Source organism: Microbispora sp. H10830, assembly GCF_014161375.1.
Classification (GTDB): Bacteria; Actinomycetota; Actinomycetes; order Streptosporangiales; family Streptosporangiaceae; genus Microbispora; species Microbispora catharanthi.
Map to the genome: position 1 here is coordinate 21,610 of NZ_JABBWX010000030.1, position 26,065 is coordinate 47,674.

At 69.5% G+C, this 26,065-nt stretch carries 24 protein-coding genes; 5 read left to right on the top strand and 19 right to left on the bottom strand.

Annotated features, from left to right (window positions below; genetic code table 11):
* The first annotated feature begins 171 nt into the window (after window positions 1-171).
* Window positions 172-351 carry a hypothetical protein gene (locus tag HHX35_RS40915; RefSeq protein ID WP_182903973.1) on the top strand — a complete coding sequence of 60 codons (180 nt, stop codon included), beginning with the start codon at window positions 172-174 and terminating at the stop codon, window positions 349-351.
* Between the two features lie 403 nt (window positions 352-754).
* On the top strand, window positions 755-2,485 hold the full coding sequence (locus HHX35_RS44995) for an RICIN domain-containing protein (protein WP_182903974.1): 1,731 nt from the start codon (window positions 755-757) through the stop codon (window positions 2,483-2,485).
* 67 nt (window positions 2,486-2,552) lie between these two features.
* Here HHX35_RS44995 and HHX35_RS42935 read toward each other — a convergent pair whose 3' ends face one another.
* The 6 genes from HHX35_RS42935 to HHX35_RS40950 form a co-directional block, all read right to left on the bottom strand.
* Complete coding sequence (locus HHX35_RS42935) at window positions 2,553-3,095, bottom strand: hypothetical protein (RefSeq protein ID WP_220506484.1); 543 nt, start codon at window positions 3,093-3,095, stop codon at window positions 2,553-2,555.
* Between the two features lie 18 nt (window positions 3,096-3,113).
* Window positions 3,114-3,872: a MerR family transcriptional regulator gene (locus HHX35_RS40930; RefSeq protein ID WP_182903975.1), complete on the bottom strand. Its 759-nt coding sequence runs from the start codon at window positions 3,870-3,872 to the stop codon at window positions 3,114-3,116.
* A 10-nt stretch (window positions 3,873-3,882) separates the two neighbouring features.
* Window positions 3,883-4,767 carry a DUF2268 domain-containing protein gene (locus HHX35_RS40935; protein ID WP_182903976.1) on the bottom strand — a complete coding sequence of 295 codons (885 nt, stop codon included), beginning with the start codon at window positions 4,765-4,767 and terminating at the stop codon, window positions 3,883-3,885.
* Window positions 4,768-4,974: 207 nt separating this feature from the next.
* Window positions 4,975-5,451 (bottom strand): flavin reductase family protein, encoded by a 477-nt coding sequence (locus HHX35_RS40940; protein WP_182903977.1) that lies wholly within the window; start codon window positions 5,449-5,451, stop codon window positions 4,975-4,977.
* Entirely contained in the window at window positions 5,448-6,671 is a 1,224-nt protein-coding gene (locus HHX35_RS40945; protein WP_182903978.1) for a styrene monooxygenase/indole monooxygenase family protein, read from the bottom strand. The genes HHX35_RS40940 and HHX35_RS40945 overlap by 4 nt, the downstream gene beginning before the upstream one ends.
* Before the next feature lie 110 nt (window positions 6,672-6,781).
* Complete coding sequence (locus HHX35_RS40950; RefSeq protein ID WP_182903979.1) at window positions 6,782-7,756, bottom strand: AraC family transcriptional regulator; 975 nt, start codon at window positions 7,754-7,756, stop codon at window positions 6,782-6,784.
* Between the two features lie 214 nt (window positions 7,757-7,970).
* Here HHX35_RS40950 and HHX35_RS40955 point away from each other — a divergent pair, with 214 nt between their 5' ends.
* Entirely contained in the window at window positions 7,971-8,150 is a 180-nt protein-coding gene (locus HHX35_RS40955) for a hypothetical protein (protein WP_182903980.1), read from the top strand.
* Here the strand turns inward: HHX35_RS40955 and HHX35_RS40960 are convergent.
* Both HHX35_RS40960 and HHX35_RS40965 read right to left on the bottom strand, forming a co-directional pair.
* On the bottom strand, window positions 8,120-8,818 hold the full coding sequence (locus HHX35_RS40960; RefSeq protein WP_182903981.1) for a response regulator transcription factor: 699 nt from the start codon (window positions 8,816-8,818) through the stop codon (window positions 8,120-8,122). The genes HHX35_RS40955 and HHX35_RS40960 overlap by 31 nt on opposite strands.
* Window positions 8,818-10,071, bottom strand: coding sequence for a sensor histidine kinase (locus HHX35_RS40965; protein ID WP_182903982.1), 1,254 nt, complete (start codon window positions 10,069-10,071; stop codon window positions 8,818-8,820). Before HHX35_RS40965 ends, HHX35_RS40960 begins: the two co-directional genes overlap by 1 nt.
* A 269-nt stretch (window positions 10,072-10,340) precedes the next feature.
* Between HHX35_RS40965 and HHX35_RS40970 the strand changes: the two genes are divergently transcribed.
* The gene (locus HHX35_RS40970; RefSeq protein ID WP_220506485.1) at window positions 10,341-10,757 is read left to right on the top strand and encodes a DUF6223 family protein; all 417 of its coding nucleotides are present in this window, start codon (window positions 10,341-10,343) and stop codon (window positions 10,755-10,757) included.
* A gap of 53 nt (window positions 10,758-10,810) precedes the next feature.
* Here the strand turns inward: HHX35_RS40970 and HHX35_RS40975 are convergent, their stop codons facing one another.
* The 8 genes from HHX35_RS40975 to HHX35_RS41010 form a co-directional block, all read right to left on the bottom strand.
* A complete protein-coding gene (locus tag HHX35_RS40975; protein ID WP_182903983.1) occupies window positions 10,811-12,103 on the bottom strand; it encodes a DUF1593 domain-containing protein in 1,293 nt (430 codons plus the stop codon).
* 189 nt (window positions 12,104-12,292) lie between these two features.
* A complete protein-coding gene (locus tag HHX35_RS40980) occupies window positions 12,293-13,255 on the bottom strand; it encodes a D-ribose ABC transporter substrate-binding protein (RefSeq protein WP_220506487.1) in 963 nt (320 codons plus the stop codon).
* Window positions 13,256-13,416: 161 nt separating this feature from the next.
* A complete protein-coding gene (locus HHX35_RS40985) occupies window positions 13,417-14,493 on the bottom strand; it encodes an ABC transporter permease (RefSeq protein ID WP_182903985.1) in 1,077 nt (358 codons plus the stop codon).
* Complete coding sequence (locus tag HHX35_RS40990; RefSeq protein ID WP_220506488.1) at window positions 14,490-16,022, bottom strand: sugar ABC transporter ATP-binding protein; 1,533 nt, start codon at window positions 16,020-16,022, stop codon at window positions 14,490-14,492. Before HHX35_RS40990 ends, HHX35_RS40985 begins: the two co-directional genes overlap by 4 nt.
* A complete protein-coding gene (locus HHX35_RS40995; protein WP_182903986.1) occupies window positions 16,019-16,711 on the bottom strand; it encodes a DUF2291 domain-containing protein in 693 nt (230 codons plus the stop codon). The genes HHX35_RS40990 and HHX35_RS40995 overlap by 4 nt, the downstream gene beginning before the upstream one ends.
* Window positions 16,712-16,825: 114 nt before the next feature.
* The gene (locus HHX35_RS41000; protein ID WP_182903987.1) at window positions 16,826-18,304 is read right to left on the bottom strand and encodes an FGGY family carbohydrate kinase; all 1,479 of its coding nucleotides are present in this window, start codon (window positions 18,302-18,304) and stop codon (window positions 16,826-16,828) included.
* Window positions 18,297-19,247, bottom strand: coding sequence for a transketolase family protein (locus tag HHX35_RS45000; RefSeq protein WP_220506489.1), 951 nt, complete (start codon window positions 19,245-19,247; stop codon window positions 18,297-18,299). Before HHX35_RS45000 ends, HHX35_RS41000 begins: the two co-directional genes overlap by 8 nt.
* Window positions 19,248-19,255: 8 nt before the next feature.
* Window positions 19,256-20,128, bottom strand: a complete 873-nt coding sequence (locus HHX35_RS41010; RefSeq protein ID WP_220506490.1) for a transketolase — start codon at window positions 20,126-20,128, stop codon at window positions 19,256-19,258.
* Window positions 20,129-20,271: 143 nt separating this feature from the next.
* On the opposite strand from HHX35_RS41010, the gene HHX35_RS41015 reads away from it, so the two are divergent.
* Window positions 20,272-21,285: a sugar-binding transcriptional regulator gene (locus HHX35_RS41015; protein ID WP_310739648.1), complete on the top strand. Its 1,014-nt coding sequence runs from the start codon at window positions 20,272-20,274 to the stop codon at window positions 21,283-21,285.
* A gap of 222 nt (window positions 21,286-21,507) precedes the next feature.
* Here the strand turns inward: HHX35_RS41015 and HHX35_RS41020 are convergent, their stop codons facing one another.
* The 3 genes from HHX35_RS41020 to HHX35_RS41030 all read right to left on the bottom strand — a co-directional run bounded on the left by HHX35_RS41020 (window position 21,508) and on the right by HHX35_RS41030 (window position 25,913).
* Complete coding sequence (locus HHX35_RS41020; protein WP_182903990.1) at window positions 21,508-22,473, bottom strand: TIM barrel protein; 966 nt, start codon at window positions 22,471-22,473, stop codon at window positions 21,508-21,510.
* Between the two features lie 204 nt (window positions 22,474-22,677).
* Complete coding sequence (locus tag HHX35_RS41025; protein WP_182903991.1) at window positions 22,678-24,276, bottom strand: cellulose-binding domain-containing protein; 1,599 nt, start codon at window positions 24,274-24,276, stop codon at window positions 22,678-22,680.
* A gap of 176 nt (window positions 24,277-24,452) precedes the next feature.
* A complete protein-coding gene (locus tag HHX35_RS41030; protein ID WP_182903992.1) occupies window positions 24,453-25,913 on the bottom strand; it encodes a cellulose binding domain-containing protein in 1,461 nt (486 codons plus the stop codon).
* Window positions 25,914-26,065: the final 152 nt, after the last annotated feature.

Consider the following 26,065-nt stretch of genomic DNA (forward strand, 5'->3'; position numbering starts at 1 on the left):
CTGAAGTCACACCGGAAAGCGGCCGCGCCGTTCTCCGGTCGTCTACAGGTACAGAGGCGCCGCGTCGAAGAAATTCATCGGCCGGACGCGAATGATGTCGATCCGTCGGCCGTTCCATGCGTCCGGGAAGGTGGGCGGCCCATCCGGGCTGCACAGGATGGGACGCGCGGCATGGCGAAATATCTGGTGCTCATTCACGGCGGCGAACGGCAGTGGGCGGCAGTGGGCGGCGATGTCCCGCTCGGCCGTGGCGTGCGGCCGTCAGCCATGGAATGGGCATCGGGCACCGGTGGGGCCTCAGGCGCGGTCGCGGACGACCACGCGACCGATCTCGGTCAGGTCGCTTGGTGATCGTACGGCCCGGCTCCGACGCACGCAATCCTTTGCTCCCCACCTCCGCTGCGGCCATGGTCCCACCGCTTTCCTGAATTGGGCAATCGTGTGCGGAAGAAAACTCGCCTGGCTAACAGTCTTGACGGCCAGACAAGTTCACCGTACGTTTCCGGCTCGGAAAACCTTTGCGCACAGTTGCCAAACTCGGCTTGTGTGCGCTGCGTCGTCGTGACCACCGCACAGGCACCGATCTGGGGAATCCCATGTCCAGCGAGTCTTCCGCTTCCTCCGCGATCGGCGCGGTCGAGGACCGAGGCCATGGCTACCCGGCCGCCGGTACCCGTGGACGCGGTCCCCGGCCGGCGACCTCCGCGGTCCGCTCGGCACAACCACCCCCCAACCACTCCTCAGGAGAGACGCAGTGAAGACGACCAAACCCAGAGCCGGGCAGGCCGCCGCCCTGCTCACCTCGCTCGCACTCACCGCAGCCGGCGCGACCATCGCCGCCGCTCCCGCCCACGCCGCCGCGAGTGCCTCGACCACCCTGGTGGTCAGCGCGAACCAGCCCTTCCGGCCGGTGACGTATGTGGCCAGCGGCTCGCTGTACGGCCTGGCGGACGCGACGACGCCGTCGGACAGCCTGGCCCAGGCCATCAAGCCGAACACCTTCGTCCAGAAGCCCCAGGGCGGCAAGCAGCAGCCGACGGGTGACATCCTGACCGTCGCCCCGAAGGCGGCCAGGGCAGGCGCGAAGGTCGTGAACCGGCTGTCCGACGTCTACGCGGGCTGGCCCTACCAGTTCAGCTGGAGCAACTGGTTCAGCCTGGTCGACCAGCAGATCGCGCAGACCAAGTCGTCGGGCATCACCAACCTGGCCGCCTACGAGCTGTGGAACGAGTCGGACAACACCTGGAACTCGTCCAACGGCACGTACGAGGACTTCTGGACCAGGACCTACCGTGAGGTGCGGGCCAAGGACCCGACGACCCCGATCCAGGGGCCGAGCTTCTCGGACAACATCAGCGACATGGACAACTTCCTGAGGAACGCGGTCGCGACCAACACCGTCCCGGACATCATCGCCTGGCACGAACTGACCAGGGCCTCGAAGATCGCCGGTGACGTCGCCACGGTCGTCAACCTCGAGAAGAAGTACGGCATCAGCCCGCGCCCGATCGCCATCGAGGAGTACGCCTCGCCATCCGAGGTCGGCATCCCCGGCGCCCTCGTCAGTTACATCGCCAAGTTCGAGCGGCTGGGCGTCCACGACGCCGAACTGGCGTTCTGGAACCAGTCCGGCACGCTCGGCGACCTGCTCACCGGCCGGGGCGGCTCGCCCAACGGCGCCTACTGGCTCTACAGGTGGTACGCCGACATGAGCGGCAACATGGTGACGACCACCCCGCCCGCGCAGACCGGCATCGACGGCGCCGCGGCGATGAACAGCGCGGGCAACCAGCTCAGCGTCATCTTCGGAGGCGGCTCCGGCGACAGCGCCGTGGTGATCAACGGGCTCGGCTCCTTCGGCGGCACCGCCCACGTGAAGCTGGAGTACACCCCCTCCCCCGGCCGTACGGTGGCCGTCTCCGGGCCCTCCACGCTGAGCGAGTCGAACTACACCGTGAGCAACGGCTCCATCACCGTGCCCGTCTCGGCGATGAACTCCACCTACGGCTACCACCTGGTCGTCACCCCGGGCAGCGGCAGCGGCAACCCCGGTACCTCGCTGGCCGGCACCTACCAGATCAAGAACGTGAACAGCGGCCTCGCGCTGGACACGCAGAACTCCGGCACCGCCCAGGGCACCCTGGTCGACCAGGCCACTCCCTCATCCGGCAACACCCAGACCTGGACCCTCGTCGACAGCGGCTCCGGCCTTTACAAGATCGTCAACAGGGCCGGCGGGCTGGTCCTCGGCATCACCAACATGAGCACCAGCAACGGCGGGACCGCCCTGATCTGGGGCGACAACGGCACCGCCGACCACCTGTGGTCGTTCATCTCGGACGGGAACGGCCACTACAAGATCCGCAACTACAACAGCGGTCTGCTGCTCGGCGTCAACGGCATGAGCAAGTCCTCCGGCGCCCAGGTCCTCCAGTGGGAAGACAACGGCACCGCCGACCACCTCTGGACTCTCACGCCGCGCTAGGACCTGTGCGGAGCTGAGATCACGCGGTTGCGCATTCAGCTCCGCCGGAGCCGCCGACGCCGGTAGATCACCTCGTCGTGGCGCGTGGTGACCCACTGATGACGAGTGGTCCGGGATCGAGCCCCACCTGCCCCTGGGCGAGCGGGGCCCGATCCCGGACCTGCGACGGCAGCGCCTCACCCCTTCGGTGGTGAGCACGGCGTGGACGGCACGGACACCGCGGCCGTCTGGCGCAGCAGCTGCTCGGTGAGCCGCTCCTTGGCCAGGGCGAGGTGGCGCCGGTACGTGCCGTAGGGCACCCCCAGCCGTCGGGCGGCCGCCTTGCAGCGACGTCAGGCACGTCGCCGGGCCGGAGGGCGGTGTCCTCGACATGGGGGTGCGCCCGCCAGTCGTACAGGTCGTCCGGGCCGCCCTGGTCGCGGAAGAGGAGCATCCACTCCGCGACGCGCACCAGCACATCGTCCTCGGAGGCGGAGCGCACCGCTTGCAGACACGCGACCGAGACGCGTACGCGTACGTCGTCGTAGCGCTCGGTGTCCCGCCAGCGCAGGTCGGCCTCGAGCATGGCCCGCACCGCGTCGTGAGGATGCAGCCTCGCAGAACCGGTCATCTCCGCGATCCACACGAGCTACATGCGGGTCCGCGCGTACGCCTGCAGTGCGTCGCGGACGAACATCGCCCCCGCGGCGTCGTCGTACATGGCGGCGAAGCGGGGGTCGTCGACGTACATGTCCCCCAGGCATTGCACCATCTCGATCGAGCGCTCCCGGTCGCCCTCGGCCGTGGGGGTACCCGGGATCTGGCTCAGCCACCGGACGTGCCGGGCAGCCAGTGACTGCGCGTGTTCCGATGTCGGAGACACCCCGGCCTTCACCGCGGCGACCCATGCGGCGACGAGGTCTTCGGCGGCCTGCTTCCAGGCCCGCTGCTGGTCAAGTGTCTTGCCGTGCCACCAGTCGTTGCTCACTTGGAACGCGCGCTCGCCCCAGCGTGAGATCACCTCGTCCTTGTAGCGGTCGTTGAACCCCGCCACCATGACGTCCATCCGCGGTTCCACCCCCGCCTGCAGAGCCTCGAGCGTGTGACGCACAGACCGGATCTGCCGTTCGATGCGGTCCCGTTCCTCTTCCAGTGCGGCGATGTGGGCGCGGAGCCCGTCACACGTGTCCACCTCGTCGGCCAGGACCTCGGCGATGGCCGACAATCCCATGCCGAGCCGGCGCATGAGCAGGATCCGCTGTAGCCGGGCGACCGCGGTGGGGTTGTAGTAGCGGTACCCGTTCGCGCCGACCCGGGACGGGGCCAGGAGCCCGACGCGGTCGTAGTGACGCAGGGTGCGGCTGGTGATGCCGGCCCTCGTCGCGAGTTCCTGGATCGTCCACTCCATCGCTCCAGTGTCACCCGCGGCGGAGCGTGGCGGCGATGACCTCCGAGCTGCCGGCGTGCAGGGCCTGCGCCGCCGTCTGCCCGGTCGCCGCCAGGTAGGTGTCGGCCAGCCGGTTGCCCGCGGCGTACCCGGCGCCCATGGGCAGTCCCACCGGGGTGAGGCCGAAGCGCTCGGCGCTGGGGTCGCCGTGCACCCAGGCGGTGAAGTTCTGCATGCCTGTCACGTCGAGCCCGGTGAGTACCTTGCCGAAGATCTCGTCGTCGTGCAGGTGCGGCACGCCGATGCGGGTGGGGCCGAGCTCGTCGCCGTAGAGCTGGCGGGCGAAGGCGTCGGCCAGGCCCTCGGAGACGATGTGCTCGCCGACCGTGACGGTCATCGGGTCCCACACAACCCCGCCCGGGACGAACCGCAGATTGTGGTGGAGTTCGTGCACGGCGGTGGCCTCCAGCCGCTCCACGTTCTCTGGGAAGGGCCAGAACGTGATCACGATGTGGCCCGAGATGCCGCCGAACCCGGTCACTCCTCGGCAGGGACCCATGAAGTGCTCGTCACCCGGATCGCCGAGCACGAACAGCACGGTGATGTCCGGGGCCGCCAGCCCCGGCGTCGCCTCCAGCAGCACGGCGAGAGCGTCGTCGAGAGCGCGTCGCATCCGCTCCCAGGCTCCGGCCGCCGCCAGGGTCTCGAGCGCCTCGAGGCAACGCTCCTCGTCGCGGTCGATGGGGAACCCGGACGCTTCGAGGTGCATGGCCACCAGGTCGACCTCGCCGGGGTGGTAGCGGTACATGCCCCTGATGGGCTCCAGCATCGAACGCAGCAGGTCAACGCGGTCCGCGACCGGGGCCAGCAGGATCCGCCTCATGGCGGAGTAGGTGTCGAGAACAGTGATCGACATGGCCCCGATGTTAGAAGTTGACGCAGCGTCAACGTCAAACCGGCGGCGCTCTTCGTCGAGGTACGGCCGGCGCGCCGTCACCCGGTCCCGTCATGACCGGCGGTTCGCCGCTGCGATGGACCCCCGCCGTCAACGCCGCGGCACCCCGGCCGCCGAAGGGCCGGGGTGCCGGGCTCCCCCGGGAGGCGGAAGGGGCCCGTCCGCTCCTCACCATCCCGGGGAGGAGGCGAACTCGCGGTAGCGGCCGGAGTGAAAGAGCAGCGGCTCCCCTCCTGACCGCTGATGGTGCTCCACCTCGCCGACGAAGATGTGGTGATCGCCGCCGGCGTGGACGGTCACCGTACGGCAGGAGAATGTGGCCAGGGTTCCGGCGAGCATGGGCAGCCCGGTGGGGGTGGCGAGCACGTCCACTCCGGCGAACTTGTCCGGCGCCGGCGTCGCGAACCGCCGCGACAGCTCGTCCTGGCCGGCGGCCAGGACGTTGACCGCGAAACGCCCCGCGCGAAGGAAGACGGGCGCGCTGGGAGCGCGGTCCGACAGGCACCACAGCACCAGCGGCGGATCGAGCGAGACCGAGCTGAAGGAGTTCACCGTCACCCCTGCCCGCTCCCCGCTCGGGGTCGCGGTGGTGACCACCGCGACCCCGGTGGCGAACTGGCCCAACGCCTCGCGCAGCGATCTCATGACGCGACCCGGTCGAGGTAGGCCTGTGCCTTGTCGGCGTCCATGAACCACTCGGCGTAGTCGGCGGGGTCGTCGAAGCCGTTGACGAAGCGGGAGGCGATCTCCGGCACCTGGCCGGCGGCGCCCAGAAGCGCCAGGTGGTGCGGTTCGGCCGGGGCCAGCAGCGCGTTGGTCCAGCGGGTGACGTGCTGGGCCTGCGCCCAGAAGCGATCGAAGGTCTGCCGCATCCAGGGCGCGTCGAACGGCTGCTCGCCGCGCTCCAGGATGGCCTGGAGGTAGGTGGCGGCGCACTTGGCGGCGTTGTTGCTGCCCTGCCCGGTGATCGGGTCGTTGAGCACCACCACGTCGGCGACCCCGAGCACCGGTGCGCCCGACGGCAGGACGGCGACCGGGCGGCGCACGGTGGGGCTGAAGCGCCCGGTCAGCACCCCGTTGGCGTCGGTGAGCTCGATCCCGGAGCAGCGTTCCGCCTCCCAGGGGAAGAAGCTCTCCAGGATTTGGCGGCTGCGCGCCAGGTGCTCGGCGGGGCCGCGCACATCGCCCCAGCAGTCCATCGGCCCGCCCGGCACACCTTCGAACACCATGATCTCGCACGGGCCGCTGTGCGTCAGAGCGGGGAAGACGAAGTACTCGCCGACGCCGGGCAGCAGGTTGAAGCTGACCGCGGAGTGCTCGGGCCGGGGGGTGAGGCCGTTGACGTAGGTGACCGCCAGCGCCCGCTGCGGGGTGCTGTATGTCGAGCGCGCCGCGTCCCGCTCGAACAGCGAGGCGATCTCCCCCTTCCCCGCGGCGACCAGGATCAGGTCGTGCTGGGCCGCGTAGGTCTCCAGATCCTCCTGAGTGGCGTCGTGGATGACGAGCTTGCCGCCGAGCCGTTCGACCTCGTCCAGCCAGGCCGGCATCTTCACCCGCTGGTCGACCGCGAGGGCGGGAGTCCTCAGCCGGGCCGCCCAGCCGAGAGCCTTGCCACCCGCGGGGCTCGGGACGGATAACTCGATGCCCTCGATGGGCGGGCAGACGTCCGCCCACCAGTCCAGGCCGAGCGCGCGCTCATGTGCCCGGGCGGTGCCGAACATGCACTGGCCCGACATCACCCGGCCGTCGCGAATCGATTCCGGGGTGCGGTTGGAGACCACGGTGACGTCGTAGCCGTTCTGCAGCAGGCCGATGGCCAGGTGCAGACCCGCCTGACCGGCACCGACGACGAGGATTCTGCGCATGAGGGTGTTTCCTTTCGCTGAAAGTTGCGGTTTCAGCGAAATTACGGCCGAAGCGGCCCGGTGATCCATCCGCTCAGCGCGGATTCCGTCCATCTGGCGCGGGATCCGCCTCAGCCGCGTCTCAGGGTCTCCGACGGGTGCCGGCCGTACTTCTGGCGATAGAGCGCGGCGAACCGGCCCTGGTGGAGGAAGCCCCAGCGGGCGGCGACGCTCGTGACGGTGTAGCGGGCCGGATCCCCGGCCGCGAGCTCCTCGTGCACCTTGGTCAGCCGTACCTCCCTGAGCTGGGCCATCGGCGTGCGGCCCACGTGGACGCGGAAGCCCTCCTGAAGCGAGCGGCCGCTGACCGCCACGGCCCGCGCGACGTCCTCGGTGCTGATCGGGAGGTGGGCGTGCTGCTCGATGAACTCCAGCGCCCGGCGCACCACCTTGGGAAGCACGGGCGGCCGAGGCGCCGCCAGCCGGTCCCGGTAGTTGGAGGGCTGCATCGTGAGCAGGGAGGTGAGCAGCGCGTTCTCCAGGTGGGCGACGGCGAGCGGCTGCGCGGTCAGCCCGTCGTCGTGCTCGGCCTCGCGGACGATCAGGTCGGCCATCGCCCGCCAGGCGCGCGTCCATCCCGCGGTCAGGTCCACGCCCAGGTCGAACACGACCGGCCGGTCGAGCGGCTCGCCGAGCATCTGCTCCAGGGAACGCTCGACCGCCGTGCGCTCGAACTTGACGATCAGCTTGGGAGTGCCCGCGGCCCACCGCATGTCGAGATGCTGCGTCGGAGAGGGGAGGGCGGCCGTCGTCGGGGTCGAGACGATCTCCTGGCTCCCACTGCGGATGAGGCTGCGTCCGGCCAGCGGGATCATCACCAGGAAGAAGGTGCCGAGGTCGCCGGGTTCGATCCGGACGTCGGCCCCGTAGTCGAGGTAGCTGATCCGGACCGAGCCGAGCCCGACGGAGTTGAACCGGGCCGACAGCAGGGACGCCGCGCCGGTCAGGTCCAGCCGATGCGGGCAGAAGATCCTCGCCACCTCCTCACGGACCTCGTCGAGGTCGGTGCTGGCGAAGACGGGTCTGTTGCCGAGCAGCACTTCCATCGATCTCCCCCACTCCGACGACCTGTCATTCGGATAATCGCGGGAGGCTTCTCGGCGTTCCATGCAAAAGGACGGTTCCGCGGGAAATTCTTATTAGGACCAGGTGGCGTACGTTTTTGTCCGCCGTTCTCCGTAAACCGCCCCGGCGTCGGTGGAGACCATTGATTCCAGCGGGTTCGCTGGGGTGGCGTGAGCGTTGGAGGAGTGCAGGCGGGTGGTGGTGAACCACTCGGCCCACCTCAGGATCTTGTCCGAGGTGCGGTTCGTGCTGGTCGCCCGCGTCGGCACCGCGACAGACCGGCTTGCGGGCGATGCCGGGCACGGCCACGCCCAGTCGCTGCGCGAACGCGACGTGGCCGTGCCTCACATCGCAGGGCTGACCAGTCCTGTTTGATAAGCGATGACGACCAGTTGCGCACGGTCGCGCGCACCCAGTTTCACCATCGCACGGCTGACGTGGGTGCGCGCGGTGGCCGGGCTGAGAAACAACTCGGCACCGATCTCGTGGTTGCTCAGTCCCCGCCCCACCAGGGCCAGCACTTCGCGCTCACGCTCGGTCAGCACCGCGAGCCGGTCCTCCCCGGCCCGGGCGGCTGTTCGCAGCGCGGCGAACCGGCCGATGAGGCGTCGGGTGATCCGCGGCGCGAGCAGCGCGTCTCCGGCGGCGACCACCCGGATGGCGTGCAGGAGCTCGGCCGGCCCGGCGTCCTTGAGCAGGAAGCCGCTGGCGCCGGCTTGCAATGCGTCGAAGACGTACTCGTCGGTGTCGTAGGTGGTGAGGATGAGAACTCGGACCTGCTCCAACCCGTGCGTCCCGGCGATCCGGGCGGTGGCTTGAATCCCGTCCAGCTTGGGCATGCGGATGTCCATGACGACGACGTCGGGGCGGGCGGCGCGGGCCCGTTCGACGGCTTCGGCACCGTTGGTGGCTTCTCCCACCACCGTGATGTCGTCCTCGAGGTCGAGCAGGACCTTGAACCCGGAACGCACGAGACCCTCGTCATCGGCGAGCAGCACCTTGATCTGGGCGTTGGTCGACGGTGAGGCGGCCGCCGCGTTCATCAGCGCGGCCCGGCCGGCGCGAGGGGCAGTCGTGCCTTGACTTCGAACCCGCCACCCGGAAGCGGCCCGGCGTCGAGTTCTCCGCCCAGCAGCCGGCAGCGCTCGCGCATGCCGACGATGCCGCGGCCGGGCTTGGCCGAGACTCCGGTGCCGCTCGGATACCGGGCCGGTAGGCGCGGATCCGCGGAGTCGTGACCGGGGGCGGCGCGGCGGCCCTCGTCGGTTACGCGGATCTCCAAGGCCTCGATTCCGGGGTGCAGCGCTACCGTCACCCGAGTCGGACCGACGTGGCGGACCACGTTGGTGATCGACTCCTGAACGATTCGGTAGGCGGCACTGCCCACCGCGCTGGGCAACGGCGTCGCGGGCGAGGCGTCCTCGACCTTGAGGTCGAGTCCCGCCTCGCGTGCCTTGGCGGCCAGTTCGTCGATCTGCCCCAACCCGGGGTAGGGCACCCGCCCCTCGTTGTCGTCACCGTCGTCGTGACGGAGCACCCCGAGGACGGCCCGCATCTCCTGCAGCGCCCGGGAACTGGTCTGCTCGATGGCGCGCAGCGCCTCGCGCGCCACTTCCGGCCGTTTGTCGAGCACATGCGCGGTGACACCGGACTGGACGTTGATGATCGCTATGGCGTGCGCGACGGTGTCGTGGACCTCGCGCGCGATCCGGAGCCGTTCGGCGTCCACACGCGCCCGCGCTTCCTCCTCGCGAGTCCGTTCAGCCAACTCAGCGCGCTCCTGGGCCTCGGCCGCGATGACCTGCCGGGACCGGACGGACTCGCCAAGGGCCGCGCTCATGACCGACGCGCCGATCCGGAAGAACACCCAGCCGATGGCCGCACGTGGCTCGATGTCGGCCGCAGCGACCAGCCAGCCGATGGCGAGCACCGAGGTGCCCACGGCGGCGATCACCAGCGACCGGCGCCCGTCCCCGTAGGCGGCGAGGGTGTACAGGGCGACGAAGAGCCCGAGCCAGCCGGGCCCGTCCGGGAAGTCGAGGCCGTAGTACACCAAGCTGGCGAGCGCGGCGGTGACGAACACCGGCACCGGCCACCGGCGGCGGACGGCGACGACCACGCCACTCACGATCAGCAGGACATATCCCAGGTTTCCGAGGTCGGTAAGGGGACGCTGTACCACCTCGCCGGCATTGCGGACTATCGTGCCCTGAACCTGCATCACGGTGATGAACAGCGCGAGCAACACGTCCTGCGCCGGCACCGGCAGGCGCAACGACACCACGCGGTGTTCCATGCCGCGATCCTACGGTTCCCCGTGTGCGGGACCACTCCGCCCAGACGCGCGACCGCCCTACCGCCGGGAGCGTACCTGGGTGCGAGTCGTCTACGCAGAACTGCGTAGACGCCGCCGTCCGCTGTCGGAGGCCCCGGCCGCCTCGACGGCTCGATGATCGATTCCGTGTCACCCCTCCCAGGCGCTCGGGACCGGCGCCTCGACCCGCATGGGCGATTCACCGCGCTGCACACGCCGCCGACGCCCGTCATCCAACCGAAAGGATCCTCATGTCCCTCCGTCACGTGCCGGCCACCGCCGCAGCCGCCCTGCTCGGAATCACGGGGCTCGCCACGCCGGCAGCCGCGCACGTTCTGGTCGAACCCGTCGGTGCTTACACCTTGACCGCCGGGCGTCTCTGGTCCGTGGTGGCCGCGCTGCTGGGGTTGGCCGGCGTCGTCATCGGCGGGCTGGCTCTGGCCCGCTCCGCCGGTCGTATCGGCACCGGCACCGGGAGAAGAGGGGCCATCGTGGCCCTGGCGGCGGGGCTGGCCTGCACGGTCATCGGCGGGCTGGTCGTGGCCGCCGCCGAGGGTGGTCCCGGCACCGGCTACGGAATAGTCGGGGGCTACGTGGACCTGGTGGTCGGGCCGATCGCCATGGTCCTCGGCGGGCTGGCTCTGGCCCGCTCCCGCCGCACAGTCTGACCCGGCGCCGGGTCAGTGCCCGTGTCGTTTCCGTCTGGGTGCGACTGGATGTTTCAATCATCATGCGGCGATCCCCGAGGACGCCGAGGTGCCGCGCATCGGTCCATACGGCTCGCGAAGTCGGCGAGGTAGTCCAACCGCCAGCGGCTGACGGTCTTCGCTCCAGGCCAGACACCCTCGGCGGCCGCCGGACCCTGGTCGTCGCACCACCAGTTGCGGTGGGTTGTCGACGGGCACTTCCAACGCTCCTCAGGCGGCGGTGCGGCGGTGAACCCACCCGTCAGACCTTCAAGGTCGGGGTGTGTGCTCTGAACGACGATGGACATCGGGCGCGCGTCCCTCGGAGAGTAGCGGAACCGAAGCGCATCGCCTTCGTCGACGCCTGTCGGGAACGGACCGCCCAGGCGGTTGTCGACGACGAACCGCGTCGTGTCCGACTCGCCGTACCCCACCGGTTTCGAGATCAGCCACTCGACGACGCCGTAGGCCTCGACGACGTCGGCTGTGGTGGTGAGGCGATCGAAGATGGTCTTGCGGCCGTCCCAAACGGGGACGTACTGGCCGCCCCAGCCAGGGTGTCCGGGGTTGCCGTCTCCGTTGAGATGCCACGTCACAGATGGGGTGTCGCCCATCTTGACGCCGCTGAGGAGACCGGCGAAGAAGCTGCCGAGAGCTCCATGTCCGTCCACGTGCTTCTCGACGAAAGTGGTGTTGCTCCACTCGCCGGTCTGGTCGCCGCCGGTGAAGAATCCGCGGTAGGTCGAGTTCGACTCGATCACCCAAAGGTCGGGGTGGTGTGTCTCGATGTAGTCGTAGGCGTTGACGGACCACAACTTGTTCGGACCGCCGATGAAGTACACCCGCAGGTTGGGCAGGATGTCAGGAGCGTCGTGCAGCGCCTGAGCCAGGTCGTCGATACCACCCCAGACCAGCACGTTCAGGGGGCGGGGATCACGCCTGCGCGCGCAGCGGATGATCCATTGCGAGCCCTCGGTCGATGTGCCCACCCCACCGGGGCCGGCCGATTCGAGCGCTCCCTGCTTGCTCAGTGACCGCAGCGCTTCGGGCCTGGGGTAGTGGGGTGACCACGTCCGGAGGTTGCCGAAGTCTCTGTCATAGAGGTCGATCACCCGCAAGATGTCCGCCTTGCGTCCCGCGCCGAACGGCGAGGAGACGATGCCCTCCAAATGGAAGCGATCGGCAGCGACCAGAAGGTGGACCATGGACTGAAAGTCGTCGGGATCGGTCCCCCCGATGTCGGTGCACACCAGCAATCGGGGGCGCCCGGGGCCACGAGACGGTCGCAGGCCCTCCTGGGCAGCGTCCGCATGAGCCGGGCCTGCCATGCCCAAGAGGCCGGCCGAGGTGACCGCGGCCCCATACAGGAGTCGGCGCCGAGTGATACTCACATTGCCTCCGAACAGTTATTCACGGCCGCCTCTACTCCATAGCTGAACTGAACGCCGCGTACCCAAGCGCGGCCTCATCGCGGCTCCAGTGGAGCCCCCGCTCCGCTGGAATTCCGCCGTCTTACGTCAGGAGCTGATCGCGAAGTCCTTCACCTTGCCGGCGTTGTCCTTGTTGACCAGTACGCAGTCGACGGACTGCTTCTCCGGCTGACCGGTGCTGCCGGTCTTGATGTGCTTGTCGGCCTGGTCGACCGCCATCTGTGCGATCTGACTGGCCGGCTGCAGCACAGTGGCCTTGACGCCGTCGTTGAGAATGGAGTCGACCACGTCGGGGCTGCCGTCGAACCCGACGACGATGACGTCGGTCTTCTTGGCGGCCTTGAGCGCGGCGTATGCGCCGAGCGCCATGGTGTCGTTGCCCGCGATGATCCCCTTGAGGTCGGGATGCGCCTGCAGGATCGTCTGCGTGATGTTGAGCGCGGTCGTCTGGTCCCAGTTGGCCGCCTGCTGCGCGACCATCTTCATGCCGCTGTACTGGTCGAGGATGCTGTGATAGCCCTGCGACCGGACGCCCGCGTTGGTGTCGGTGGGCTTGCCGGTGAGCTCGGCGTACTTGCCGCTGTTGTCCATGAGCTTGGCGAACTCCTGGCCGCCGAGGGCCGCCCCCTGGGCGTTGTTGGCGACGATCTGCGCGACGGCCACACCCGTCTTGTTGATCTCCCGGTCGATCAGGAAGCTGGGGATGCCGGCGTCCTTGGCCTTCTGGATCGCCGTCACGGACGCGTCCGCGCCGGCGTTGTCGAGGATGATGGCGGCCGCCTTGCGGGAGATCGCCGTGTCGATCTCCTGGCTCTGCTTGGTCGGATCGTCGTCGTGGCTGAGGACCAGCGTCTCGTATCCGAGCTTCTTGGCTTCAGCCGCCGCCGCGTCCTGCTCCGCCTTGAAGAAGACGTTGTCCGGGGACGGCGTGATGATGACGATGAGCTTCGAACCGGCGGCGCCCGAGCTTGCGCTGGGAGCGCCGGATGCGCTCGAGTCGCCCTCCGAACTGCCGCAGCCCGTGAGAGCCAGCAGAGCGACGGCGGCCAACGCGGCCACCGCGCGGCGTGGTGGTGCTGATAGAGGTGTCATCCCGTCGACTTCCCTTCGGATGGATATTCGGTTTCGCGGCCGAATCCGCGCAGCCTCGTATGGCCGGCTGTCGGCCGACGTCTGGGAGATGGAACTGGTGAGTGCCCTGCCCGGGCGGGTTATCGCGAGGCCATCCGGGCCTGGACGCGCTGTTGTGCCTGTTCCATCACAACAGCCAGGACGATGACGCTTCCCTTCACGACGAGCTGCCAGAAGGCCGAGACCCCGACGAGCACGAGGCCGTCGCTGAGGAATCCGATGACGAAGGCGCCCATGACGGTGCCCACGATGGTGCCCCTGCCACCGAACAGTGAGGTGCCGCCGAGTACGGCCGCGGCGATCGCGTTGAGTTCGTAGGTCGTCGCGGTGTCGGGGTACGCCGCGCCGAGTTCGGAGGTGAGAAGCAGTCCGGCGAGCGCGGCACAGGCACCGGAGATCATGTACGTCGCGGCCTTGATCCGGCTGGTCCGTATGCCGGCGAGGACGGCCGCGCGCTCATTGCCGCCCACGGCGTAGACGCGCCGGCCGAAGGCAGTGCGGTTGGTGACGAGAACGGCCGCGGCCGCGACCACCACCATGATCCACACTGCCACGGGAAGGCCGAGCCAGCTGTCCACGCCGATGATCGAGAAGCCGGTGTTGCCGCGTGACGGGCGCCCGGCCAGATCGGGAAAGGTGCCGCCGTTGCTGCGCAGGTCGGCGAAGCCACGCGCGACGTAGAGCATGCCGAGGGTGGCGATGAACGGTGCCACGCGTAGCCGGGTGATGAGCAGACCGTTGACCGCGCCCACGCCGGTGCCGACCAGGATGCCGATGAGGATGACCATCACGGCCGAGAAGTAGACGGTGTTTCCCGGCAGCCGCAGTCCCTCGTACAGCAGACCGCCGACGATCATGCCGGCCAGTCCCGCGATCGAGCCGACCGACAGGTCGATCCCGCCGGTGAGGATGACGAACGTGACGCCGATGGCCAGGATCGCGTTGATGGACACGTGCTTGGTCATCAGCGTGAGGTTGCTCTGGCTGAGATAGTGCGGGGACAGTGCGTTGAAGATGACGATCAGTAGCACCAGGACGATGGCGGTGCGCCCGCGCAGCAGCAGAAGCAGCACGGCCCGCGGTGACCACCGCGACGCGTCCCGCGGCTCGGCCGATGTCGACGTGGGTGTCGTCTCACCCTTGACGGTGGCGGTCACGCTTGCCCTCCGAGTGCCTTCTCCGACGCGGATGCCGCGACGAGTTCCTTTTCACTGACCCGGCCCGCCTCGAATTCGCCCGTGATCCGCCCCTTGGCCATGACCAGGATGCGGTCGGCCATGGCCATCACCTCGGCGAGTTCCGATGAGGCGAACAGGACGCCCAGCCCTCGCCCGGCGAGATCGCTGATGACCCGTGAGATCTCGGCCTTGGCACCGACGTCGACACCGCGGGTCGGCTCGTCCAGCAGCAGCACGGTCGGCTCGGTGAGCAGCGCGCGCGCCAGCACCACCTTCTGCTGGTTTCCTCCGCTCAGCGCGGTGACCTCGGCGTCCAGGGCCGGTGTCTTGATACGCAGGTCCGCCACCTGCTCGCGGGCACAGGACTTCTCCCGCCGGGGCGAGAGCAACCAGCGCCGGCTGAGGGCGGTCAGGCTGGACAGCAGGACGTTGTCCTTCACCGACAGCGTCTGCACCAGACCTTCGCGCTGGCGATCCTCGGGTACGAGCGCCAGCCCCGCGGCGAGACGAGCGGGCACGTTCGCCTCGGCGCACAACCGGCCGCGTACCCGGATCTCGCCCGCGCCGGCCCGGCGGGAGCCCATCAGGCATTCCATGAGCTCCGTACGCCCGGCGCCCATCAGCCCGTACACCCCGACGACCTCCCCCTGACGCACCTCGAGGGAGACGGAGTCGAGGACGGGCCCGGCCGGGCCAGGCGCGGTCAGGCCGGTTACCGACAGCAGCGCCTCGCCGACCTCGGCGCTGTTGTGCGCGAACAGCCCTTCCTGACCGCGCCCCACCATCTGCCGCACGATCCAGCCGGTGTCGGTCTCGGTCATCGGCGCGTGCGCGACCAGTCCCCCGTCACGCAGCACCGTGACGTGGTCGCCGATCCGGCGGAACTCTTCGAGACGATGCGAGATGTAGATGACGGTCACGCCGTCCCGCCTCAGATCGTCCATCACTTCGAAGAGGGTGTCGACCTCCTGGTTGCTCAGCGCGGACGTCGGCTCGTCCATGATGAGGACGCGGACGTCCTCGGCGAGCACGCGCCCGATCTCGACCAGTTGCTGCTGGCCGATCGGCAGCGCGCCGACCGGCGTGGCGGGGTCCACGCGCAGGCCGAGGCGGGCCAGGACCGCGGCGGCCTGTGCCCTTTCCGCCGCGAAGTCGACCATGCGAAGCGCCCCACGCGGCTCCCTGCCGGCGAAGATGTTCTCCGCGATGCTCAGGTTGGGGAAGAGGCTCAGCTCCTGGTGGATGATGCCGATGCCATGGCTCATCGCGTCGCGCGGGGACCTGAAGGAGACCTCCTCGCCGTCGAGCAGGATCGTGCCGGAGGTCGGCGCCTCCGCCCCGGCCAGGATCTTCATGAGGGTCGACTTGCCCGCGCCGTTCTCCCCCACCAGCACGTTCACCTTGCCCTCGTAGGCGGTGAACGTCACGTTCCGCAGTGCGCGTACGCCGCCGTAGGACTTGCTGATGTCCCGCGCCACCAGGATGGGCCGGTCGTCCGGGGTCGTCACGAGATCTCCAGCTGCGCAGGTGTCACCACGATGTTCTTCGGGTCCAGCAGCTGGAAGGCGCCGGCGAAGGTGACCGTTCTGCCCTCCGCGGTGCCGAGGTCGACGGGAGCCACGACCTTCTGGCGTACCTCGCTGTTGAGCGCGGTCGCCGCGCCGGCGTAGTCGACCTGGTTGGTGAACTGACCGAAGTCGATGAACCCGACCGCGTCGCGCAGGGCGGTGCCGAGGAAGACCGGGCCGATCGCGATGTTCAGGTCGGCCTTTCCGTCGGGCGGGTTCAGGTCCACCTGGAGCTGACCCGCGCCGGTGGACTTCGCCACCGACAGCACCTTCCCGGCACCCTTGATCATGACGGCGTACGGGCTTCCCGTGCCGGTCTGCCGCCCGTACTTCTTTCCGGCCTCGGCGGGGTCCGCCTTGACGGCCTTGAGAACCGTCTCCGCCTCGACGGCCTTGGCGAGCACGGTCGGCACGACCTTCGCCGACCAGATGCCGGCCGCGTACGCCGTGGCGTCGAAGGCGCCGTCCTGGGCGGCCGCACGGGAGCCCGGCTTCTCGACCACATAGACGCCTGGCACCCGGGCGCAGCCGGCCACGGCCACGGTGACGACGAGTGCGGCCACCAGCCCGAGCGCCGACCACCGGGGTATGCCGTCACGCCGCTTGTCTCGACTGTCCGGACCGACCATTGAATTTCCATTCACTTACGATTGAAGATGCGTATAGTGTCGCTCTGTGTTGCCGCCAGGTCAACCACGCGAAGACGTCGTGACCTGGTCGTTAAATCGAGGTAACGGCGCTGGTCAGCCGGTGGTCTCGTCCGGCAGGCGCAGACGGGCCCTGGCCACCGCCGCGTGCCAGGAGGCGACCCGTGCCGCGGGCCCGGCGCCGTCGGGGCACGGTGTGAAGACGTCGCGCTCCCTGGGCAGTTCGCGCAGGTCGTCGTCGTTCCAGACACCCGACGTACGGCCGGCCAGGTGGGCCGCCCCCAGCGCCGAGAGGTCCGCGGTCCGCGCCCGCCGCACCGGCGTCCGGCTGAGGTCGGCCTGCAGTTGCATCAGCGTGCCGTTGGCACTGCCGCCGCCGTCGGCGAGCAGGCAGCGCACCGGGCCCACGCCTCGGGTCACGGCGTCCACCACGTCGTTGACCTGCAGGGCGATCGACTCGATGGCGGCGCGGGCGAGCTGCTCCGGAGTGGCGCCCAGGGCGAGCCCGCTGATGGTGGCCGTGGCGTGCTCGTCCCACCAGGGAGCGGCGAGCCCGCCGAAGGCCGGCACGATGTCCACGCCCGCGCTGCTCGCGCCCTCCGCCATGACGACCAGGTCGTCCGGCGTCGTCCGCAGCAGCGTCGCCAGCCACGCCAGCACGGCGCCGGCGGCCCGGATGTTGCCCTCCACCGCATACGCGGCCGCGCCGTCGTCCCACGCGATGGTCAGGCACATCCCCTGCGGGACCTCGTCGAGGCCGTCGACGAGCCCCATCACCGAGGCCCCGGTCCCGTACGTCGCCTTGACCAGCCCGGAGGTGACGGCGCCGTGCGCCAGGAGGGCCGCGTGCGAATCCCCCAGCACACCGGCCAGCGGTACCGACGGCGGCAGCCCGGGCAGGTTCCGGACCTCGCCGAAGGGCCCGTCCGACCGTGTCAGGGTGGGCAGCACCTCGGGCGGCACGCCGAACAGGTCCAGCAGCTGGTCGCTCCAGGCCCGCCGGCGGACGTCGAGCAGCTGGGTGCGCGCGGCGTTGCCCATCTCGATGCGGTGCGAACCGGTCAGCTGCCAGATCAGCCAGGAGTCGACGGTGCCCAGGCACAGCTCACCGCGCCCGGACCGCCGCCGGTCCGGGTCGTAGTGGTCCAGCAGCCACCGGGCCTTGAGCGCGCTGAACATCGGATCGAGCGGCAGCCCGCTGATGTCGCGCACCAGTTCGCCGGCACCGCTCGCCCGCACCCGCCGGCACGCGTCGACGGTCCGCTGGTCCTGCCAGCCGAGCATCGGCCCCACCGGGAGCCCCGTGGCGCGCTCCCACAGCATCAGGGACTCGCGTTGGTTGCTGATCCCGACGGCGGCGACGGCGGCCGGGTCATGACCGGCCAGGCACCGGGCGACGCCGTCGCGCACGCTCGCCCAGATGTCCATCGGGGACTGCTGGACCCAGCCGGGGTGCGGGTACTCGATGCCCACGGGGGCCGAGGCACGAGCCACGACATGTCCGGCGGCATCCACGAGCAGGCACTTGGTGGCACTCGTGCCCTGGTCGATCGCGAGGATCAGCGGGTCACCCACGGTGGTGACCCGCGAGATCCCGCGCGGCGGCGGCGATGCCCTCCGCGGTCAGGCCGAAGTGCTCGAGGAGGAAGTCCGTCTCGCCGGTGGGCGCGAACACCCCCGGCACACCCAGCAGCCTCATCGGCACCGGTGCGTGCTGGACCACGAACTCCGCGACCGCTCCGCCCAGCCCGCCGTAGACGGTCGCCTCTTCGGCCGTGACGATCCCGCGCGTCTGCGTGGCCGCGGCGAGGACGGCCGCCTCGTCCAGCGGCTTGATGGTCGCCATGTTCAGCACGCGGGCGCGGATGCCGGAGGCGCGCAGCCGGCCGGCCGCCTCGACGGCACGCGAAACGAGCGTGCCGGCGGCCACGATCGTGACGTCGTCGCCCTCCACGAGCGTGCCGGCGCGGCCGATCTGGAACGGCTCCCCGTCCGGTATCACCTGGGGCACCTTGAAGCGGCCGACACGCAGGAAGACCGGACCCGCGTGGTCGAGGGCCCACCGCACCGCCCCGCGGGTCTGCACCGGATCGGCGGGAACCACGATGGTCATGCCGGCGATGGCCCTCAGCCAGGCGAGGTCTTCGATCGAGTGGTGGGTCGGCCCCAGCGGGCCGTAGGCCATGCCGGGGCTCATCCCGCACAGCACGACGTGGGCGTTGCTGTAGGCGAGGTCCGCCTTGATCTGCTCCAGCGCCCGTCCGGTCAGGAACGGCGAGGCGCCGCAGACGAACGGCACGTAGCCGCCTCCGGCCAGACCGGCCGCGACGCCCACCATGTCCTGTTCGGCGATGCCGACGTTGATCAGGCGATCGGGAAACTCCTCGGCGAACCCCCCGAGATTGCTGGAGCCGACGGAGTCGTTGCAGACGGCCACGATCCGCTCGTCGTCGCGCGCCAGCGCGCGCAGCTCGTCGGCGAAGGCGACACGGCAGTCGAAGGTCTCTCCTGTGGTCACGGCGCCGCTCACTGAGCCAGTTCCAGGAGTGCGGCTTCGGTCTGCTGCGGCGAGGGCACCTTGTGGTGCCACTCCACTCGGTCTTCCATGAAAGAGACGCCCTTGCCCTTCACCGTGTTCGCGATGACACACGTCGGCCGCCCGGTGGACTCGGGCGCCAGGGCCGGCAGCAGCGCCAGGTGATCATGACCGTCCACCTCGCTCACCTGCCAGCCGAAGCTGCGCCACTTGTCCGCCAGCGGTTCCAGCCGGTTGGTCGCCTCCGTACGCGCACCCTGCTGTAGCCGGTTACGGTCCACCACGGCGATGAGATTGTCCAGCCCCCGGTGCCCGGCGGCCATCGCCGCCTCCCAGTTGCTGCCCTCCTGCAATTCGCCGTCGCCGAGCACGACGTACACCCGCCGGGACGATCCGGCGAGACGCCCGGCGATGGCCGCGCCCACACCGACCGGCAAGCCATGGCCGAGCGGGCCGGTGTTGGTCTCCACACCCGGCACCTTGGTGCGGTCCGGGTGCCCGTTCAGCGGCGAGAGCGGCGCCATGAACGTTCCAAGCGCCGACGGCGGGAAGAACCCGCTGTGCGCGAGCGTGGTGTACAGAGCGGCGGCGCAGTGGCCCTTGCTCAGGATGAACCGATCCCGGTCCGGCCAGTCGGGCCACTCGGGGTCGACCCGCAGCACCGCCGCGTACAGGCAGGTCAGGATGTCGAGCACGGACAGATCGCCGCCCACGTGGCCCATGCCGGCCGTACGGATCGTCCGGAGGACGGCCGCACGCGAGCTGTCCGACGCCGCGTGCAGCGCCTGGGCCTGAGCCTGGGGATCCGAGGTCTCGACGAGGCGTCGCAATGCCCGCCACCGCTTGACCTGTTCCCTGTCCACTTGGAGCATCGAATACCTATTCAGTAGTGAATTGATTCTCAGGCTCATCTTGGCGTCACGTCGAAGCGCAGTCAACAGTGAATGGAAATTCAGCTACGATGAGGGCGTGAGGGGTCCCCACCCCCGGTCGCCAAAGGAGTCCCGTGCCCAGCGAACGCAGCAACCTGCGAGAGCCCGTCATCGGTGGTCTGGCGCCCGGTCAGCTACGACTGCTGACCAAGGTCGCCCGCTTGTATCACGAACACGGCATGCGTCAGCCGCAGATCGCCGAGCAGCTGCACATCTCCCAACCCCGGGTGTCCCGCCTGCTGAAGCAGGCCGTCGAGCTGGGCATCGTCCGCACGACGGTGGTGACCCCGGCCGGCGTGCACGCCGAGCTGGAGGAGCAGATCGAGCGCCGCTTCGGCCTGCGGGACGTGGTGGTGGCCGACCCCGGCCACCCCTCGCCGAGCGAGCAGTCCACCCTGCAGGCCATCGGCGCGGCCGCCGCCGTTTACCTGGAGACCACGCTCACCGGCGGCGACCGCATCGGCATCTCCTCCTGGAGTTCGACGCTGCTGGCCACCGTCGACGCCATGCGCCCTCGGCCCACTCCGGTCGCCGACCGGGTCGTCCAGATCATCGGCGGTGTCGGCAACAGCACGTCGCAGGTCTACGCCACTCGCATAGCCGACCGGCTGGCCGTTCTCACCGGCGCCGAGGCGGTCTTCCTTCCGGCTCCCGGACTGGCCGCGTCGCCCGCGGCGCGCGAGGCGCTGATGGCCGATCCGCACATCAGCGACGTCCTCGCCACGTACGACAGCCTGACGATGGTGCTCGCCGGGGTGGGCAGTCTCGAGCCCTCACCGCTCCTCGTGGAGAGCGGCAACGCGATCGCCGACGCCGAGCAGGAGGCGTTGCGCAAGCTCGGCGCGGTCGGCGACATCTGTCTGCGCTTCTTCGACGAGAAGGGCGAGCTCGTCAAGTCCGCGCTGGACGACCGGGTGCTGGGCATCGACGCCGAGACACTGCGATCGATACCGCGCCGGGTCGCGATCGCGGGCGGCACCCGCAAGTACACCTCGATCCGTGCGGCGCTGCGCGGCGGCTGGATCGACGTCCTGGTCACCGACCTCGGCGTGGCACGCCGCCTCGCCGAGGAGCCCGACGGCCAGTAGTGCTTCGACGCGGCCTCTTCCCGGCCGTGCGATCCAGATCGCATCGGCCGGGAAGGCCATCACGCCCTGGCGGGGTGACCTGGGAGCATCCCGCCCGCCTCTCGGCGGCACGGTCCCGGACAAACCCTTGCGTCCGCAAGGGAGAACCCACCGGCTGAGGCGCGAGCACGGTCACCTGCACCCTGACGACGCTCGCCCCTCAAGCTCGATCTTTCCCGGTCCTCACCCGAACAGCGCACGCCGCACGATGCGCTGGGCGGCCAGGGCGTCATGGCTCGCCCGCGCCTCCGCCAGCTCCTCCGCCGGCAACCGCCGGGCCCGCTCGCGCAGCAGGTCGATGGCGTCCAGGCTGTCCCTCACCGCCACGACCGGGTCTTCGCGGTACGGGAACAGGTCGAGCTTGAGGGGTGCGTCCCAGCCCAGCTGCTCGACGGTGTGCAGGAATTCGACCGTCTCGATGACATGCAGCGCCCCGACGGTCAGGTCGTCGTCCCACTCGCGGTAGTTGTCGCACAGCTCGACATCGACAAGCCGGCCACGTGCGTGCGCGAGCGTCAGCGCCTCGGCCGGGTTCTCCTTCGCGAACAACGAGTGCCCGAAGTCGATCACCAGGCCCACGTTGTCGACGCGCATGTCCTCGATCGCCAGCAGGCTGGCCGCCGCCGTGCTCCAGAACAGCCGGGTGCGCGGCTCCTTCAGCTTGTACTCGATGCCGAACCGGACGTCGGGATGAGCGGCCGCCACACTGCCGATGCCCTCCAGGCTCCAGCGCCGCAGCTGTGCGTAGTCCACCTGGAAGGGGTAGTCGTAGCCGTCCTGACCCGGCCAGAACTTCACATAGTCGGCGCCAAGCCGCCTGGCCACCTCCACCGACTCGTGCGCCAGATCGATGGCCTCGGCGCGCACCTTGGCATCGGGATGCGTGAACGACCCGCGGGCGAAGCTCCGGCCATAGATCACCGGCGTGATCGTGCGGGCGTGCAGGCCGTGCTTGTCCAGCGCCCCCTGCACGTCGTGGTCGGTGATGTCCGGCGAGGACCACGGATAGTTCAGGTCCACCCCCGATAGGCGACCCGTGCTGCCCGCTGCCTCGATCGCGTCGATCGTGCTGACCGTCGGTCCGTAGCCGTCGGTCGCGTACCGGTCCAGGATCTGACCGAACACCCAGATACCCGCTGTGTAAGCCACGCCGAGGCCTCCTTAAATAAAAATTCAGTGCCGAATAAACCCCAGCATCCGGCATGCCGGCAAGCCGCGTCAAGCCATGGGGGTGCCGCGACCGGGACTGGCCACGGCCACCACGCGATCGACGAAGGTCGTCACGTGGTGGCCGTCTCCGTGCGATCTCAAGCAGGAAGATCGCTATGTGTCACCGGAGTGCCGCCGGCCGGTCTAGCCGAAGTTGACGACGAGGTGGCCGTCCGAGGCGAAGGACCAATGCATGGCGCCCCGGTAGGAGGAGCACCGGGACCCGTTCGAGCCGGTCCAGAACTGGTTGGAGCTGTCGGCGTTGCCGACGATCGAGTCGTTGGGGCTGCTGCTGGTGAAGCGGCAGGAGGTGTTGTCGCGGAACGTCGAACTGCCGGCGCCCCAGTAGAAGTTGCGGTTCTTGTTGTCGATGCTGACGTTGTCCGACACCGTCATCGAGCCGGGGTTCTTGTTGTAGGTGAACCCGGTCGCGCCGTTCTGGTAGGCGATGTTGCCCCGGATGGTGTGGTTGACGGCGATGTTCTCCCCGCCGAGCTTGAAACCGTTGCGGTCGCCGTTGGTGTTCTGGGTGCCGTCGGTGAGGGTGCCGTTGCCGTAGGACAGGGAGTTCTCGATGGTGACCGGGCCGATGGCTCCCGTCGCCGCCTTGGTGTAGAGGTCCCAGCCGTCGTCGATGTTGTTGTGGGCCACGTCGTAGCGGAAGACGTTGCCGGTGCCGGAGGTGAGCTTGGCGGCGAAGCCGTCGGCGTTCTCACCGCTGGGGTCGACGTTGTCGTACGACTCGGAGCTCACGATGAGATTGTTGGACGGCCAGTTGGAGTTGCTGGACCCGCTCCGGCCGAGCTGGAGACCGGTGTCGGCGTTCTGACGCGTGACCACGCGCTCGATGATGTTGTTGCTGCCGCCCATGTAGATCCCGTTGTCACCGGCCTTCTGAACGACGATGCCGTACACGTGCCAGTACGACCCGTTGAGGATGAGGCCGCGCTGACCCACGGCCTCGGCCGAGAAGTCCAGGATCGGGGTCTCGCCGGGGTAGGCCGACAGGGTCTTGCGGGCACCCGAGGTGCCGCTGTTGCTCACCTGGACAGTGATCGTCTCCGAGTACCTGTACGTCCCGCCGAGCATGTAGATCGTCCCACCGGCGGCGACGCGCGTGAGTGCCGATTCGAGCGTCGTCGGGTTCGACTTCGTTCCGGCCGCGCCGGAGCTGCCGTTCGGCGACACGTAGATGGCACCGTTCGTCGGTGTGGTCGTGGGCGTCGCGGTGGGCGAGGACGTCGGGCTCTTGGTGGGCGTGGCCGTGGGGGTGGACGTCGGGGTCTTGGTCGGGGTGGCGGTGGGGGTCGAGGTGGTGGTGGAGCCGGTGCAGGTGACGCCGTTCAGCTTGAAGGTCGTCGGCTTGGGGTTGGCGCTCGTCCAGGTGCCGTTGAAGCCGATGCCCACGGACGCCCCGGTGGCGATGGCGGCGTTGTAGTCGACGTTCTTGGCGGTGACGTTCTGCCCGCTCTGGCTGTAGATGGCCGACCAGCCGTCGCCCACCTTCTGTCCGGAGTCGGGGAAGGTCCAGGTGAGGGTCCAGCCGTTGATCGCGCTGCCCAGGTTCTGGATCGTGATGTTGGCGGTGAACCCGCCCTGCCAGTCGCTGGTGGTGTACGTGACCGCACATCCGGTCGCGGCCTGGGCCGGGGCCGCCACAGCGAACGCGGCCGCGGCGAGAGGGACGGCCGCTGTCGCGGCGGCCAGGCGGGCCACGCGGGCCCGGCGGATGATCGGACGCATCGAATGCTCCTCAGTGGTGGGGGTGGTGTTCGCCGTCGAGGGGGCCGTGCCGGCCCCGGGCTCCGGCGGGGTGTGAGGTTGTGGTCAGAGGCCGGTGGCGGGCGGCGGGCCGGCTGCGAAAACCGCGGCCGGGCGGCGCCTCCTCCAGGCGGTCGTCGGGATCGGCTGCCGAGCGCCTACCGCGGCCCGGCGCAGCGGGTGACGATGGCGGGCACGTCCTGGGCGTTGTCCAGGGTGTAGCTGTAGGGCGGGTTGGTGAAGGGGGTGACGCCACCACCGACGCCCCCGGCTCCGGTGTCCCTCTTACCGGTGGTGTTGTCGTAGGCGTTGCCGCGGGCGGTGATGTACGACGGACGGTCGTACATGAACTGGTGCGGGTTCTTCACGTCCTTGAAGTAGTTGCTCTCGATCAGGACCGAGGCGAGCGCGCCCACGCCGACGGCGTAGGTGTTCCCACTGGCCGTGTAGTAGCTGTTGAAGACGTGGCCCTTGCCGAAGAGCATGCGCGGCATGCGCTGGTCGACCAGGTTGGCGAACCAGTTGTGGTGATAGGTGGCGTTCTCCTTGCCCAGGTCGGTGGAGTCGTGGTCGGCGCCGGCGCTGACCAGGCTGGCGAATCGGTGCGTGTGACCGGGATCGGTGTACCAGAACTTCACCCAGGACACCGTCATGTAGTCGGAGCCCTTGGTGAGGTCCATGAGCCCGTCGCCGGCGTCCCAGACGTTCAGGTGATCGAACCAGAGGTGATGTGCGCCTCGCGCGGCGACCGTGTCGGCCGGGCTGCCACCCTGCCCGGCTCCCTGGATGTTCAGGTTGCGGACGATGATGTTGCCGTTGCCGGCTGCGATGTCGATGCCACCACGGATGGTGGCGTTCTTGCCGGCGCCGATCAGCGTCTTGTCGCTGACGATTTCCACGGGAGCGGAACCGGTGCTGATCGTCCCGGAGATCTTCAGGACCCGCGGCGTGGGGTCCGCGGCGTACTTTCTCAGGTCCGCCGGCGTGGTGATGGTCTGCGGAGTCGCGTTGCCGCCGCCCGTCGTCGTGCTGACACCGTTTCCCGCGACGCTCGCCCAGCCCACCAGTCTGTTGTCACAGTCACCGGACGTAGGGGTGACCGTGGGCGTGGGCGAGGAGGTGGGCGTCGCCGTCGGGGTGGATGTGGGACCGCTGCTCGGGGTGGAGGTGGAGCCGGTGCAGGTGACGCCGTTCAGGCTGAACGAGACCGGCTTGGGGTTGGAGCCCGACCAGGTGCCGTTGAAGCCGATGGACACCGAACCGCCGGTGGCGATGGCCGCGTTGTAGTCCACGTTCGTGGCCGTGACGTCCTGCCCGCTCTGCCGGTAGGTGGCCGACCAGCCGTTGGTCACTTTCTGGCCGCTGGCGGGGAAGGCGAACCCGAGGGTCCAGCCGTTGATCGCGCCGCCCAGGTTCTGGATCGTGACGGTGGCGGTGAACCCGCCCTGCCAGTCGCTGATGGTGTAGGTCACCGCGCAACCGGTCGCGGCCTGGGCCGGGACCGCGACGGCCAACGCCGACGCGGCGAGGGGGATCGCCGCCGAGGCGGCGGCCAAGCGGGCCACGCGAGCCCGGCGGGTGATCGGACGCATCGAATTGTCAGTGGGGATGGCTGCCATGCGGCCAACTCCTTCTCATCGGCAGGGCGGCGCGGCTTCTGGCACTTCGCGGGCACGGTGGTCAGTCCGGTTGCCGTCCCCATGCGTGCTCTCGACGTCGGCTGGGGGCCGGCTGGATCGAGGGTCGGCGGCCGCCAGCCGGACCGGCGGCC